The 13,507-nt window shown below is 64.0% G+C and carries 12 protein-coding genes; 9 read left to right on the top strand and 3 right to left on the bottom strand.

The genetic code is table 11. The features are described 5' to 3' along the window. Nucleotides 1-159: 159 nt before the first annotated feature. Together HNO86_RS06825 and olsB are read right to left on the bottom strand one after the other, a co-directional pair. Nucleotides 160-951, bottom strand: a complete 792-nt coding sequence (locus HNO86_RS06825; protein WP_175376247.1) for a lysophospholipid acyltransferase family protein — start codon at nt 949-951, stop codon at nt 160-162. Next, nucleotides 951-1,706 carry an L-ornithine N(alpha)-acyltransferase gene (olsB, locus tag HNO86_RS06820; RefSeq protein WP_175376246.1) on the bottom strand — a complete coding sequence of 252 codons (756 nt, stop codon included), beginning with the start codon at nt 1,704-1,706 and terminating at the stop codon, nt 951-953. Before olsB ends, HNO86_RS06825 begins: the two co-directional genes overlap by 1 nt. Before the next feature lie 155 nt (nt 1,707-1,861). Here olsB and HNO86_RS06815 point away from each other — a divergent pair, with 155 nt between their 5' ends. From HNO86_RS06815 to HNO86_RS06775, 9 genes are all read left to right on the top strand, one after another. Further along, entirely contained in the window at nt 1,862-2,740 is an 879-nt protein-coding gene (locus tag HNO86_RS06815; RefSeq protein WP_175376245.1) for an acyl-CoA dehydrogenase family protein, read from the top strand. Between the two features lie 92 nt (nt 2,741-2,832). After that, complete coding sequence (locus tag HNO86_RS06810) at nt 2,833-3,909, top strand: serine hydrolase (protein WP_175376244.1); 1,077 nt, start codon at nt 2,833-2,835, stop codon at nt 3,907-3,909. After that, the gene (locus tag HNO86_RS06805) at nt 3,906-4,226 is read left to right on the top strand and encodes an amidase (RefSeq protein ID WP_175376243.1); all 321 of its coding nucleotides are present in this window, start codon (nt 3,906-3,908) and stop codon (nt 4,224-4,226) included. The genes HNO86_RS06810 and HNO86_RS06805 overlap by 4 nt, the downstream gene beginning before the upstream one ends. A gap of 197 nt (nt 4,227-4,423) precedes the next feature. Next, nucleotides 4,424-5,599: a M20 aminoacylase family protein gene (locus tag HNO86_RS06800; RefSeq protein WP_175376242.1), complete on the top strand. Its 1,176-nt coding sequence runs from the start codon at nt 4,424-4,426 to the stop codon at nt 5,597-5,599. An 83-nt stretch (nt 5,600-5,682) separates the two neighbouring features. After that, a complete protein-coding gene (locus HNO86_RS06795) occupies nt 5,683-6,993 on the top strand; it encodes a citrate-proton symporter (RefSeq protein WP_175376241.1) in 1,311 nt (436 codons plus the stop codon). Between the two features lie 2 nt (nt 6,994-6,995). Beyond that, a complete protein-coding gene (locus HNO86_RS06790) occupies nt 6,996-8,438 on the top strand; it encodes an amidase (protein ID WP_175376271.1) in 1,443 nt (480 codons plus the stop codon). Between the two features lie 70 nt (nt 8,439-8,508). After that, nucleotides 8,509-9,279, top strand: a complete 771-nt coding sequence (locus HNO86_RS06785; RefSeq protein WP_175376240.1) for an IclR family transcriptional regulator — start codon at nt 8,509-8,511, stop codon at nt 9,277-9,279. A 115-nt stretch (nt 9,280-9,394) separates the two neighbouring features. Further along, nucleotides 9,395-9,985, top strand: a complete 591-nt coding sequence (locus HNO86_RS06780) for a YceI family protein (protein ID WP_175376239.1) — start codon at nt 9,395-9,397, stop codon at nt 9,983-9,985. A gap of 1 nt (nt 9,986) precedes the next feature. Then, the gene (locus HNO86_RS06775; RefSeq protein ID WP_175376238.1) at nt 9,987-11,144 is read left to right on the top strand and encodes a phosphatidylserine/phosphatidylglycerophosphate/cardiolipin synthase family protein; all 1,158 of its coding nucleotides are present in this window, start codon (nt 9,987-9,989) and stop codon (nt 11,142-11,144) included. Nucleotides 11,145-11,214: 70 nt separating this feature from the next. On the opposite strand, the gene bglX is transcribed toward HNO86_RS06775, so the two are convergent. Further along, on the bottom strand, nt 11,215-13,506 hold the full coding sequence (gene bglX, locus HNO86_RS06770) for a beta-glucosidase BglX (protein ID WP_175376237.1): 2,292 nt from the start codon (nt 13,504-13,506) through the stop codon (nt 11,215-11,217). Between the last annotated feature and the right edge of the window lies 1 nt (nt 13,507).

Here is a 13,507-nt window from a genome sequence, read left to right as displayed (position 1 = left end):
TGTAGGAGCGAGGCTTGCCCGCGAAGCTTTTGGGGCTTTCAAGGGCCTCTTCGCGGGCAAGCCTCTCTCCTACATGGGTTATGCGTCGTGTCAGTCGACATCAATGTTGTCTGACATACCGCATTCGCGAGCAAGCCCGCTCCCACAGGGGATTTATGTTTATGCCGCGATAGCAGGGCGCATTGGAGCTGGCTGTTTTTCCGGGATCGTTCCAAACAACGTCTTCTGCACCGCCTGCTGCGCTTCGAACGCCAGCGCAGCGCGCTCCCGGCCTTCGCAGGCGATCGGCTTGAGCAGATGAATTTCTACTTCACCGCGATCATTGGCGAACAGGCGCATCAGGTGCGACAGCAGGTCGTCGTCGCCAATGAACGGCGCCAGGGTGCAGGGCTCGCCGTTGCGCAGATAACGGATCGCCACCGGCTGCAGCTTCACCTCGGAATCGATCGCCGCCGACAGCAGGCGACCGTGGAAGGTACGCAGGGAACGGCCGTCGGTGGTGGTGCCTTCGGGGAACATCAGCAGGGGATGTTCCTGTTGCAGATGGCGGGTCATCTGTTTGCGGATCAACTGGCTGTCACCCGAACCGCGACGGATGAACAGGCTGCCGGCCTTGGCCGCCAACCAGCCCGCCACCGGCCAGGTACGAACCTCGGCCTTGGACAGGAACGACAGCGGCGTGAGCATCCCCAGCAGCGGAATATCGGTCCAGGACACGTGATTGCTGACCCACAGCATCGGCGTCTTCGGCAGTTCGCCTTGCACGCGGATGTCGAAGGGCAGGGCATTGCTCAGGCGCGCCATGAAAAACCGCGACCAGCGCTGCCGGCGGGCCATCGAGTGGGACAGTCCGAGACGTTCGAACACACCGAACACACTGGCCATGCACAGGCCGAGCATGACCACCAGCAACACCCGGGCGATTCGCGCGTACACGCGCAACCGACTCATCACACGGCCGCCTTGAAGTGCTTGGCGTAACGCGGGCACAGCTCGTCGCGCTTGAGCAGGATGAACACGTCGGCCACCTGGAAATCTTCGTCCCAGCACGGCTCGCCGCAGATCTTCGCGCCCAGGCGCATGTAGGCCTTGAGCAGCGGCGGCATTTCGGCGATGACGTTGGAAGGGATGTCCAGCGCAGGCAGTGGCTTTTTCGGCTCGGCGCGCAGGTGTTCGGTGCACAGGTAGCGTTCACGCAGGCGCTGCATGATCGCGTGGGCCTGGATGCCGCCGTCGTGCATCGGGATACTCGCGCAACCCATCAGATAGCTGTAGCCGCCCTGGTTCAGGACTTCGGCCAGTTCGCCCCAGAGCACGGCGATGGTGCCGCCGTTGCGGTAGGCCGGGTCGACGCAGGTGCGGCCGATTTCCAGGATCGGGCCTTGCAGATTGACCAGGCCGTGCAGGCTGAATTCTTCTTCGCTGTAGAACTTGCCCAGGCTGCTGGCGGCGGTGTGATCGAGCAGGCGGGTGGTCGCCACCAGGCGGCCGGTGTTCAGGTCGCGCACACCGATGTGGAAGCAGTGAACGTCGTAATCATCCATGTCCAGACCCAGCTCGGCGCCCTTGAGTTTGGCGTTGAATTCGCCACTGAACACGTTGAAGCGCAGAGCCTGGGCTTCCTGCAGCGCCTGCGGTCCCACCAGGCGTTCGGCTTGCAGGCGGCGTTCGTTGCCGGTGTCGCTGATGCGGGCGATCTGAGTCATGGCGATTCTCCGTGCGGGCTGCTTACCCGTCTGTGGGTTACAGCGGATCGACTTTCTTTATCCAGCCGTGTTGTGCAAAGTCAGGCTATGTAGCCCCGGTGTCATCGCCATTAAGCTTTGGTGATGCTTATATGACAGCCCTCGAGGAGCCTCTTATGCCCTGGCAAACCCTGTTGAATCGCCGCGATCGCCTGCCTGCCGACCCCGACCTGGGCGAGGGCTTCGCGGCGTTGTTGCAGCAGTTGGGCAACGTCACACCGTTTGAACTGGCGGTGGCCGGCGGGCGCCTGATGGCCACCCCGGGGCTGGCGTTTCTGGTGGGTTATCAGGCGGCGCTGCGCATGCTCTGGCCGAGCGCGCCAGCCAGCCTCGGCGCCTTGTGCGCGACCGAGCAACGCAGCCTGCGACCGGCCGACATGCAAACCCGGCTCAACGGTTTGCGTCTAAGTGGACGCAAGGATTTCGTCACCGCGGGCGATGCCGCCGACTGGCTGCTGGTAGCCGCCCGCAGCGAGCAAGCGGACGACGATCCACGCCTGAGCCTGGCGGTGGTCTATCCCGACGAGCCGGGTGTGCGGGTGGAAAAGCTGCCGGCGATTCCGTTGATGCCGGACATCAGCCATGGCCGGTTGTTTCTGGATAACGCGCTCTGTGAGTTGCTGGCGGGGGATGGTTGGGATGCGTACGTCAAACCGTTCCGTACCCTGGAAGACATCTATGTGCTCAGTGCGATGACCGCGTGGCTGTATGGCGTCGGTCAGGACAGCGATTGGCCGCAAAGCCTGCAGTTGCGTTTGCTGGCGCTGCTGGCCGGATGCGCCGAAGTCAGCCGGCAGCCACCGGGTAATCAGGCGGGGCATGTGTTGTTGGGTGGATTGTTTGCGCAGTTCGATGGGCTCAAGGCCGAGGTGAATCAGGCGTTGGCCGATGGTCCTGCGGAGTGGGCAGCGATGTGGCAGCGCGATCAGGCGGTGATGGATCTGGCGGCGGGGGCGCGGGGCAAGCGGTTGGCCAAGGCGTTGGCGGCGTTTTGACGGGCCCCCTCGCCACAATGTTCTGTCGCTAATCCCGGAACTGTCATCAAACTCGACTAGGCTCACCCGGTTATCACCCATGAGCCTCCACCATGCCCAAAGGCTTGTCCCTATTGCTGCTGTTACTCAGCCTCACGGCCCGCGCCGAACAATGGCCAACCGCCCCGGCCCCCGCCAGCCCGGCGCTCGAAGCGCTTGAGCAATATGCCTTCCCGCCCCGCGACGACACCACCCGCAAAGGCATCCGCACCGATGCCCTGCTGGTGATCCGCGACGGCCGACTGATCTACGAACGCTACGCCGGCGCCACCACCGCCGACACTCCGCACCTGACCTGGTCGATCAGCAAGAGCCTGATGGCCACCGTGCTCGGGGTGGCCTATGGCGAAGGCCGGTTCAAGCTGCAGGACCCGGTGGCCAACTATTACCCGCCGCTGAAAAAACACCCCGATATGACCATGGCCGACCTGCTGCACTGGGCCTCGGGCCTGGACTGGCAGGAAGACTACGAATACGCCCCGTTGAAATCCTCGGTGGTGGCCATGCTCTACACCCGTGGCCATGGGGACATGGCCGCGTTCACCGCCGCGCACGACAGCTACGCCGCGCCGGGGCAATCGTTTCGGTATTCCAGCGGTGACAGCAATCTGTTGTCCGCCGCCTTGAAATCCATCGTCGGCGCGCAGCGTTACGCCGACTATCCATGGACCGCATTGTTCGAGCCGCTGGGCATTCACCACGCGGTCTGGGAAACCGACGTCACGGGCACTTTCGTCGCCTCGTCCTATGCCTACCTCACCGCTCGCGACCTGGCGCGCATCGGCCTGTTGATGGCCCGCGACGGTCGCTGGGGCGACCGGCAGTTGCTACCCAAAGACTGGGTCGCGTTCAACCGCGAGCCTTTCGCGCATTACCGGGCGCATCAGGATGACGCGGTGCCGGGCGGGCATTGGTGGCTCAATCGCGCAGCGGATGGAGCGGCCCAGCCGTGGCCCGATGCGCCTGCCGATACCTTCGCCGCGCTGGGTCACTGGGGGCAGGCGATGTACGTGATTCCAGGTGAAAACCTGGTGATCGTCCGCTACGCCGATGATCGCGACGGCAGCTATTCGCACAACGAACTGCTCAAACTGGCGCGCCAGGCATTCGCCGGGAAGGTGCAGCCATGACCGGGTTCCTGCGTCGTCCGATTCGTTCGCTGATGTTCATCCTGCTGCTGGTTCTGCTCGGCTGGATCTGGCACGAACGGGTCGCGTTGTGGGCATTTCCCGACATCATCAGCGCCTACACCGCCAAGGAATATTGTTCGTGCCGGTATGTGATGAACAACGATGCCGAGTACTGCCATGGCTACGTGAAACAGTGGTTGCCGTTCAGCGGTTTTACCGATGACAGCGCAAGCAAGCGCGTGACTGTCAGTGGCCTGGGGCGCAGCAATAGCGCCGTGTGGATTGGTGAGCGCCAGGGTTGCCGCCTGTCTCCCTGAACAGGGTGTTACCTGATCTGCGGCAACAGGCTTTTGTGGCGTGTCATGCCTCACAAGTTCCACACCGTGGAACCACATTCGATTGTCCTCATTCGCATCTCGCGGTTATCTGGCGGTGAGCGCGACCTGCCTTGATGCGTCGCGAAATCGCCGCGAACAAAAAGAACGGGAATTCACCCGGCCAGAGGACAATCTTCATGACCCGACATCAGCACATCCTTGCCTGGCTCAACGACGTGGCCAGCGACCTGCACGCCACCCGCCAGGACATCCATGCCCACCCCGAGCTCGGCTTCGAGGAGAACCGCACCTCGGCGCTGGTCGCCCGGTCGCTTGAAGAATGGGGCTATGAAGTCCACACCGGCATCGGCAAGACCGGCGTGGTCGGCGTGCTGCGCAACGGCAGCAGTTCGCGCAAGCTCGGCATCCGCGCCGACATGGATGCGCTGCCGATCATCGAGAACACCGGGGCCTCCTACACCAGCCAGCACAAGGGCTGCATGCACGCCTGCGGGCATGACGGCCACACCGCCATGCTGTTGGGCGCCGCGCGCTACCTGGCGGCCACCCGTCAGTTCGACGGCACCCTGACCCTGATTTTCCAGCCCGCCGAAGAAGGCCAGGGGGGCGCCGAGGCGATGCTCGCCGATGGCCTGCTCGAACGTTTCCCCTGCGATGCGCTGTTCGGCATGCACAACATGCCGGGCCTGCCTGAAGGGCACCTGGGCTTTCGCGCAGGTCCCATGATGGCCTCGCAGGATCTGCTGACCGTCACCATCGAAGGCGTCGGCGGCCACGGCTCGATGCCGCATCTGGCGGTGGACCCGCTGGTGGCTGCGTCGAGCGTGGTCATGGCCCTGCAAACCGTGGTCGCGCGCAACATCGATGCGCAGCAGGCGGCGGTGGTCACGGTCGGCGCGCTGCAGGCCGGTGAAGCGGCCAACGTCATTCCACAACAGGCCATCCTGCGCCTGAGCCTGCGGGCGCTGACCCCTGAGGTGCGCGAGCAGACTCTCGAACGCGTGCGCGCAATCATCGAATCCCAGGCCGCCAGCTTCGGCTGCGCCTCATCCATCGAACATCGCCCGGCCTACCCGGTGCTGGTCAACCATGCCGCCGAAACCGAGTTCGCCCGTCAGGTCGGCGTCGAGCTTGTGGGCGAAGACGCCGTGGACGGCAACACCGCCAAGCTCATGGGCAGCGAAGATTTCGCCTGGATGCTGCAACGCTGCCCCGGCGCCTATCTGTTCATCGGCAACGGCGTATCGCGGCCGATGGTGCACAACCCGGCCTACGACTTCAACGACGACATCCTCCTGACCGGCGCCGCGTTCTGGGGCGCGCTGACCGAGAGCTGGCTCAAGCCGGCCTGACCCTCCCGCTCTTTCTACTGCCGCCGGACCGGGCGCGCCATGTCGCGCCCGGCATTACCCAACAGGTTTCTGGAGAGTTCCCCATGCACACTTCGAGCACTGGTGTTTCGCGCACCCGGCAAGTGGTCGCCGCCGTTATCGGCAACGCGCTGGAATGGTATGACTTCATCGTTTACGGCTTTCTGGCGAGCCTCATCGCCAAGCAATTTTTCCCGTCCGACGACGAATACGCCTCGCTGTTGATGGCGCTCGCGACCTTCGGCGTCGGTTTTTTCATGCGCCCGGTGGGCGGCATCCTGTTGGGCATGTATTCCGATCGCAAGGGCCGCAAGGCGGCGATGCAGATGATCATCCGCCTGATGACGGTGTCCATCGCGCTGATCGCCTTCGCGCCGAACTACGCCGCCATCGGCATGGGCGCACCGCTGTTGATCGTGGTGGCGCGGATGCTCCAGGGTTTCGCCACCGGCGGCGAGTACGCCAGCGCCACGGCATTTCTGGTGGAAAGCGCACCGGCTCATCGCAAGGGTTTGTACGGTTCGTGGCAACTGGTGGGGCAATGCCTGGCGGTGTTTTCCGGGGCCGGGATGGTGGCGTTGTTCACCCATATGCTGTCGCCCGAGGCGCTGGACAGCTGGGGCTGGCGCGTTCCGTTCGTGATCGGTCTGCTGATCGGCCCGGTGGGCTTGTGGATTCGCAAACACATGGAAGAGCCGGAAGAATTCCTTGAAGCGCGCAAGCAGGCCAAAGGGGCCGGCCCCGGTTTGCTGCAAGTGATCCGCGAACACCGGCGGGCGATCCTGGTGTCCATGGGCCTGGCCTGTGGCGCGACCGTGTCGTTCTACGTGGTGCTGGTGAACATGCCGACCTTCGCCCACAAGAACCTCGGCCTGCCGCTGGATCAGGTGCTGCTGGTGCAAATGCTGGCGGTGGCGGTGATGACCGTGGTGATTCCGCTGTCCGGCGCGCTGTCGGACCGCCTGGGCCGGCGTCCGGTGCTGATGGCCTTCACCCTGGCGTTTTTCGTGATGGTCTATCCGCTGTTCGTGTGGGTCGCGGCCGCGCCGTCGATCGAGCGCCTGCTGGTGATGCAACTGCTGCTGTGTACTGCGATTGGCGGCTTCTTCGGCCCGGCGCCGACGGCACTGGCCGAGCAGTTTCCCGTCGAAGTGCGTTCCACTGGGGTCTCGGTGGCCTACAACGTCGCGGTCATGGTCTTCGGCGGTTTCGCGCCGTTGATCGTCACTTGGCTGAGCAAGGTCCTGCAAACTCCGGTGGCACCGTCCTTCTATGTTTTGTTCACTTGCCTGTTGACCCTGTTGGGTACCTACTGCATGCAGGAGACAAATCGCGCAAAGAAATCTGTCGCACTTAACCTTGAGGTGAAATCTTGAGCATCCATCCGATTGTTGAAATGGACGCCGATGCGTTGTCCCGGGCCATCCACGCGAGGGACGTTTCGTGCCGTGAAGTGATGCAGGCCTATCTGGCGCAGATCGAACGCTTCAATCCGCAGGTCAACGCGCTGGTGTCCCTGCGTTCGGAAGAGGAACTGCTGGCCGAAGCCGACGCCTGCGACCGGCAGCTGGACCAGGGCCAGTCCCGCGGCTGGATGCACGGCATGCCCCAGGCGATCAAGGACCTGGCGGCCACCGCCGGTTTGCGCACGACCATGGGCTCGCCGCTGTTCGCCGAGCAGGTGCCGGCGCAGGACGCCATCAGCGTGGCGCGGGTTCGCGAGAGCGGGGCGATCATCATCGGCAAGACCAACGTGCCGGAATTCGGCCTCGGTTCGCAGTCCTACAACAGGGTATTCGGCACCACCACCAACGCCTACGACCCGACGCTGGTCGCCGGCGGCAGCAGCGGCGGGGCGGCGGTGGCGCTGGCCCTGCACATGCTGCCGGTGGCCGACGGCAGCGACATGATGGGTTCGCTGCGCAATCCGGCGGCGTTCAACAATGTCTTCGGTTTCCGGCCATCGCTCGGGCGCGTGCCCCACGGACCGGCGCCGGAGACGTTTGTCCAGCAACTGGCCACCGAAGGGCCGATGGGCCGCACCGTCACCGATGTCGCCCGATTGCTTGGCACTCAGGCCGGCTATGACCCGCGAGTGCCGTTGTCGCTGACTCAGAGCCCGGAGATTTTCCGGCAGCCGCTGGCCCAGGATTTCAGCGATGTGCGGGTCGGTTGGCTGGGGGATTACAACGGCTACCTGCCGATGGACCCGGGCGTGATGAGCCTGTGCGAATCGGCGTTGCAGGACTTTTCGGCGCTGGGCTGCAAGGTCGAAGCCTGCCAGCCGGACTTCTCCATGGAGCGCCTGTGGCAGACCTGGCTGGTGCATCGACACTGGCTGGTGCAGGGCAGCCTCGGTGGGTTGTACGCCGATCCGCACAAGCGCCAGCAGCTCAAGCCCGAGGCGCAATGGGAAATTGAAGGCGGTATGCGCCTGAGTGCGGCGGACGTTTATCAGGCCTCGGTCAGTCGCAGCGAGTGGTACCGGGCACTGAATGAATTGTTCGAACGTTACGACTTCCTGTTGCTGCCCACCGCCCAAGTGTTCCCTTTTGATGCACAGACCCCATGGCCGCGCGTAGTTGGCGGGCGTGACATGGACACCTATCACCGCTGGATGGAGGTGGTGATCGGCCCGACCCTGGCCGGCCTGCCGAGCATGAACGTGCCCGTGGGATTCAACCCGGCCGGCCTGCCGATGGGCCTGCAGATCATTGGCCCGGCCCAGGCCGACTTTGCCGTGCTGCAACTGGCCTACGCCCATGAGCAGCTGACGCAATGGGTCAAGCGCCGACCGCCCGCTTGTCTGCAACTGGCTTGAGGGCGCCGGATGGGCCTGTAACTTGCTGTATAAATCGTCCATCCATTCCGGCCAAAGGGAAGTCGAACCCATGGACAGCAAGGCAGAAGGCGGCAGCGTACGTTCAGTGGAGCGCGCCCTGGCGATCGTCGAGTTGCTTGGCGAGCATCAGGCGCTGGGCCTTGAGCAGTTGCATTACCTGACCGCCTTGCCCAAGGCCACGGTGTCGCGCATGTTGCTGACCTTGCAGGAGCAGGGCTGGGTCTATCGCGGCTTGAGCGACCGGCAATACCGGTTGCGTGCCAAGTGCCTGTTTGGCGACAGTCAGCAGCGCTTCAAGCGGCGTCTGGTGGAGAGCGCCGCGCCGCTGCTGCTGGAGTTGAGCGAGCGCACCGGGCTGGTGACGGACCTGTCGTGTTTTGACGGTGAGCGGGTCGAGGTCATGGAAAGTTCGATCCCTTCGGCGTTGCGCAAACGCTATCCGCACAACTGCCAGATCGTCGGGCACAACGCCAGCCTGTTCCATTCCGCCATGGGCCGGGCTTGCCTGGGTGAGTTGCAAAGCGATGAAGTGCAGCGCCTGGCGGCCCGTGAACGACTCAGCGACGAATCCCTGTTCCGTGCCACCGAACAATCCCTGCACCAGGGCTTCGGCCAGCGCACCGAAGGCCACTGGGAATACCCGGTGCGCCTGCCGTTCCTGATCCGCGCGGTGGCCTTGCCGATTCGCACCGATGGCCGCCTGGTGGGCAGCATGGCGCTGCACTGGCCGATGGACCAGGCGCCGGTGGAGCGGGTCCTGAGCCTGCACCTCAACAGCCTCGCTGCCACCATCGGTGAAGTACAGCAGGCGATGGCCTGATCAACACGTAACCTGTAGCAGCTGCCGAAGGCTGCGTTCGGCAGCTGCTACAGGTTTGCAACTTGTGACAAGCCGGTTAAGGTTCAGCACAGGTTTATCTGCCCCACGGTTTTCTATGTTCAAGCGGTCTGTCACTCAAACCCTCGCCATCCTGCTGTTGAGCGGCGCATGCCTGTCGGCCCAGGCCGATTGGTACCTGGACGGCGAGTCCTCGCGGCTGTCGTTCGTCAGCACCAAAAACGCCAACCTGTCCGAAGTGCAGCGCTTTCTCGTATTGCACGGCAAGGTCGATCCCGGTGGGCTGGCGCAGGTGGAGGTCGAGCTTGAATCGATCAACAGCGGCGTGCCACTGCGCGATGAGCGCATGCGCAAGGAGCTGTTCGAGATCGAGAAATACCCCGAAGCCCTGATCACCACGCAAATCGACCTGCGCCCGATCAACGACCTCGCCTCCGGTGCGCAGCTGGAACTGCGCCTGCCCCTGACCGTCGACCTGCACGGTCGCCAGCACACCTACAACGCCCAACTGCTGGCCACGCGCCTGGATGACCGGCGCTTTCAGGTGGTGACCCTGGAACCTGTGGTGCTCAACGTCGAAGACTTCGACCTGGCACCGGGCGTGGAAACCCTGCGCAAGATCGTCGGGTTGTCGGCCATCAGCCTGTCCGTGCCCGTGGGCGCGGTGCTGATTTTCACGGCGCGCTGACATGGCCGGGCCGATCTTCCCCTGGCGTGAAGGCAATCACTTCGAGCTGCTGATCGACGGCCCGCAGTTCTTTCCGCGCATGCTGGTGGCTATCGCCCGCGCCGAGGAACAGGTCGAGCTGGAGCTGTACCTGGTGGAGGCGGGGGCCTGTGCCGAGGCCATGGTGCAGGCGCTGGTCCAGGCGGCCGAACGCGGGGTGCGGGTGCGTTGCCTGTTCGATGATTACGGCAGCCTGGCGTTCACCCTGGCTTTGCGGCAACGCCTCACGGCCGCCGGGGTCGAGCTGCGCTTCTACAATCGCCTGAACTGGCGGCGCTGGGTCGGCAACTTCTATCGCGACCACCGCAAGCTGCTGCTGGTGGACCAGAGCCTGGCGGTGGTCGGCGGCACGGGCGTCACCGATGAGTTCTGGACACCGGGTGACGACGTCAGCGAATGGCATGAAGTGATGGTGGAAATCACCGGCCCGCTGGTGCTCGACTGGCAACTGCTGTTCGACCGGCAATGGATCGCCAACCGCCATCGCCGCGCCTGGAAACCGGCTTCGCATTTCGGCCTGCCGCGCCTGCCCCGAGTGCCGTCCATGGGAGAGGGCATGGGCCGGGTCGCCTATGCCGACGCCCGCCAGCACCGGGACATCCTGCAATCGCTGATCCGTGCATTGAACAGCGGCCAGCAGCGCATCTGGCTGGCCACGCCGTATTTCCTGCCGACCTGGAAAGTCCGCCGCTCCCTGCGCCGCGCAGCCTCGCGGGGTGTCGACGTGCGGCTGCTGTTGACCGGGCCGCGCACCGATCACCCGTCGGTGCGCTACGCCGGACATCGCTACTACCCGCGCCTGCTCAAGGCCGGGGTGAAAATCTTCGAGTACCAGCCGTGTTTCCTGCACCTGAAGATGGTCCTGATCGATGGCTGGGTGAGCATCGGCTCGTGCAATTTCGATCACTGGAACCTGCGGTTCAACCTTGAGGCGAATCTCGAAGCGCTGGACCCGGGGCTGACTCGGGCGGTGACTGCGAGTTTCGAGCGGGATTTCGGGTTGAGCCAGGAAGTGAGCCTGGAAGAGTGGCGACGCCGGCCGCTGTGGCGGCGGGTCAAGCAGCGGGTGTGGGGATGGGTGGATCGGTTGGTGGTGAATCTGCTGGATAAACGGGGTTAGTCCAGACACCAAAAACCATTGTGGGAGCGGGGTTGCCCGCTCCCACATTTGATTTGCGGCGTATCAGGGGTTACAGCAACTCAAAACTCTGCTGCGTCACATCCTTGGAATCCAGACCGATCTGCACATTGAACTTGCCCGGCTCCGCCGCGTACTTGAGCTGGGTGTTGTAGAACTTCAGATCGTCCTCGGTGATGGTGAAGTGCACGACTTTCTGTTCGCCGGCCTTGAGCATCACTTTCTGGAAGTTCTTCAGTTCCTTGAGCGGACGGATCATTGAGCCGGCCACGTCCTGGATGTACAGCTGCACCACGGTTTCGCCGTCACGCTTGCCGGTGTTTTTCACCGTGATGCTGGCGTCGAGCTTGCCGGTCTTGTTCAGCGTGGTCGACGACAGGGCCATGTCGCTCAGGCTGAAGTCGGTGTAGCTCAGGCCGTAGCCGAACGGGAACAGGGGACCTGTGGTGTCGTCGAAGTACTGCGAGGTGTAGTTGCCCGGCTTGCCCGGGGTGAACGGCCGGCCGATGCTCAGGTGGTTGTAGTAGGTCGGAATCTGACCCACCGAACGCGGGAAGGTGATCGGCAGTTTGCCCGACGGGTTGTAGTCGCCGAACAGCACGTCGGCGATGGCGTTGCCGCCTTCGGTGCCGCTGAACCAGGTTTCCAGGATCGCATCGGCCTGTTCGTTCTCCTGCAGGATCGACAGTGGACGGCCGTTCATCAGCACCAGCACCAGCGGCTTGCCGGTGGCTTTCAGGGCACGGATCAGCTCGCGCTGGTTTTCCGGGATGTTCAGGTCGGTGCGGCTCGACGATTCGTGGGACATGCCACGGGATTCACCCACGGCGGCGACCACCACGTCGGCTTCCTTGGCGGCTTTCACCGCTTCGTCGATCAGCTCGTTGGCCGGACGCGGGTCATCGACCACTTCCGGGGCGTCGAAGTTGAGGAAGTTCAGGTAGTCGAGGATCTTCTTGTCGCTGGTGATGTTGGCGCCACGGGCGTAGATCAGCGACGATTTGTCGCCGATCACATTGCTCATGCCATCGAACAGGGTCACCGACTGCGCCGGACGCCCGGCGGCGGCCCAGCTGCCCATCATATCGATCGGCGCCTTGGCCAGCGGACCGACCAGGGCGACTTTCGCGGTCTTCTTCAGCGGCAGGGTTTCGTTGCTGTTCTTCAGCAGCACGAGGCTGCGGCGGGCCACGTCACGGGCCTCGGCGCGGTGCAGGCGGCTGTCGGCGTAGGTGTCGGCCGGATCATCCTCGGCCTTGCCGATGCGCAGGTACGGGTCCTTGAACAGGCCCATGTCGTACTTGGCGTCGAGCACCGCACGCACGGCGTTGTCGATGTCGCTCTGCTTGATCTCGCCGGACTTCAGCAGCCCCGGCAGCTCCTTGCCGTACAGGGTGTCGTTCATGCTCATGTGGATGCCGGCCTTGATCGCCAGCTTCGCCGCTTCGCGACCGTCGGCGGCGACGCCGTGCTTGATCAGCTCGAAAATCGCTCCGTGATCGCTCACGGCCAGGCCCTTGAAGCCCCACTCCTTGCGCAGCAGGTCGTTCATCAGCCAGGTGTTGGCGGTGGCCGGCACGCCGTTGATCGAGTTCAGCGCGACCATCACCCCGCCGGCACCGGCGTCGATGGCGGCGCGGTACGGCGGCAGGTAATCCTGGTACATCTTGACCGGGCTCATGTCGACCACGTTGTAGTCGCGACCGCCCTCGACCGCGCCGTACAGGGCGAAGTGCTTGACGCTGGCCATGATGCTGTCGGCGGCGTTGGCGCCGGTGCCCTGGAACGCCTTGACCATCACCCCGGCAATGCGCGAGACCAGGTAGGTGTCTTCACCGAAACCTTCGGACGTGCGGCCCCAGCGCGGGTCGCGGGAGATGTCGACCATGGGCGCGAAGGTGATGTCGAGGCTGTCGGAGGCGGCTTCCTTGGCGGCGATGCGCCCGGACAGGCCGATGGCGTCCATGTCCCAGCTCGAAGCCAGGGCCAGGGGGATAGGGAAAATGGTGCGGTGGCCGTGGATCACGTCGTAGGCGAAGAACATCGGGATCTTCAGCCGGCTGCGCATGGCCGCGTCCTGCATCGGACGGTTTTCCGGGCGAGTGATGGAGTTGAACGTGCCGCCGATGTTGCCCGCGGCGATTTCCTTGCGGATCAGCTCCCGGGGCATTTCCGGGCCGATGCTGATCAGGCGCAACTGGCCGATTTTTTCGTCGAGGGTCATCTGCTTCATCAGGTTGCTGATGAAGGCGTCCTTGTTTTCCAGCGGCGGGGGCGTCGTAGCGGCCAATACGTTATGACTGGCCAGGCTGACGAGCAAACCCAGCAAACACAGCTTCTTCATG

The sequence above is a fragment of the Pseudomonas sp. C1C7 genome (genome assembly GCF_013359595.1).
Taxonomy (GTDB): domain Bacteria; phylum Pseudomonadota; class Gammaproteobacteria; order Pseudomonadales; family Pseudomonadaceae; genus Aquipseudomonas.
The sequence above is the reverse complement of the archived record's forward strand: the minus strand, read 5'-3'. Positions and strand labels throughout refer to the sequence as shown.

Coding starts and splice junctions, on each gene's coding strand:
- HNO86_RS06825 (WP_175376247.1), bottom strand. CDS start 951: ATGAGTCGGTTGCGCGTGTACGCGCGAATCGCCCGGGTGTTGCTGGTG.
- olsB (WP_175376246.1), bottom strand. CDS start 1,706: ATGACTCAGATCGCCCGCATCAGCGACACCGGCAACGAACGCCGCCTG.
- HNO86_RS06815 (WP_175376245.1), top strand. CDS start 1,862: ATGCCCTGGCAAACCCTGTTGAATCGCCGCGATCGCCTGCCTGCCGAC.
- HNO86_RS06810 (WP_175376244.1), top strand. CDS start 2,833: ATGCCCAAAGGCTTGTCCCTATTGCTGCTGTTACTCAGCCTCACGGCC.
- HNO86_RS06805 (WP_175376243.1), top strand. CDS start 3,906: ATGACCGGGTTCCTGCGTCGTCCGATTCGTTCGCTGATGTTCATCCTG.
- HNO86_RS06800 (WP_175376242.1), top strand. CDS start 4,424: ATGACCCGACATCAGCACATCCTTGCCTGGCTCAACGACGTGGCCAGC.
- HNO86_RS06795 (WP_175376241.1), top strand. CDS start 5,683: ATGCACACTTCGAGCACTGGTGTTTCGCGCACCCGGCAAGTGGTCGCC.
- HNO86_RS06785 (WP_175376240.1), top strand. CDS start 8,509: ATGGACAGCAAGGCAGAAGGCGGCAGCGTACGTTCAGTGGAGCGCGCC.
- HNO86_RS06780 (WP_175376239.1), top strand. CDS start 9,395: ATGTTCAAGCGGTCTGTCACTCAAACCCTCGCCATCCTGCTGTTGAGC.
- HNO86_RS06775 (WP_175376238.1), top strand. CDS start 9,987: ATGGCCGGGCCGATCTTCCCCTGGCGTGAAGGCAATCACTTCGAGCTG.
- bglX (WP_175376237.1), bottom strand. CDS start 13,506: ATGAAGAAGCTGTGTTTGCTGGGTTTGCTCGTCAGCCTGGCCAGTCAT.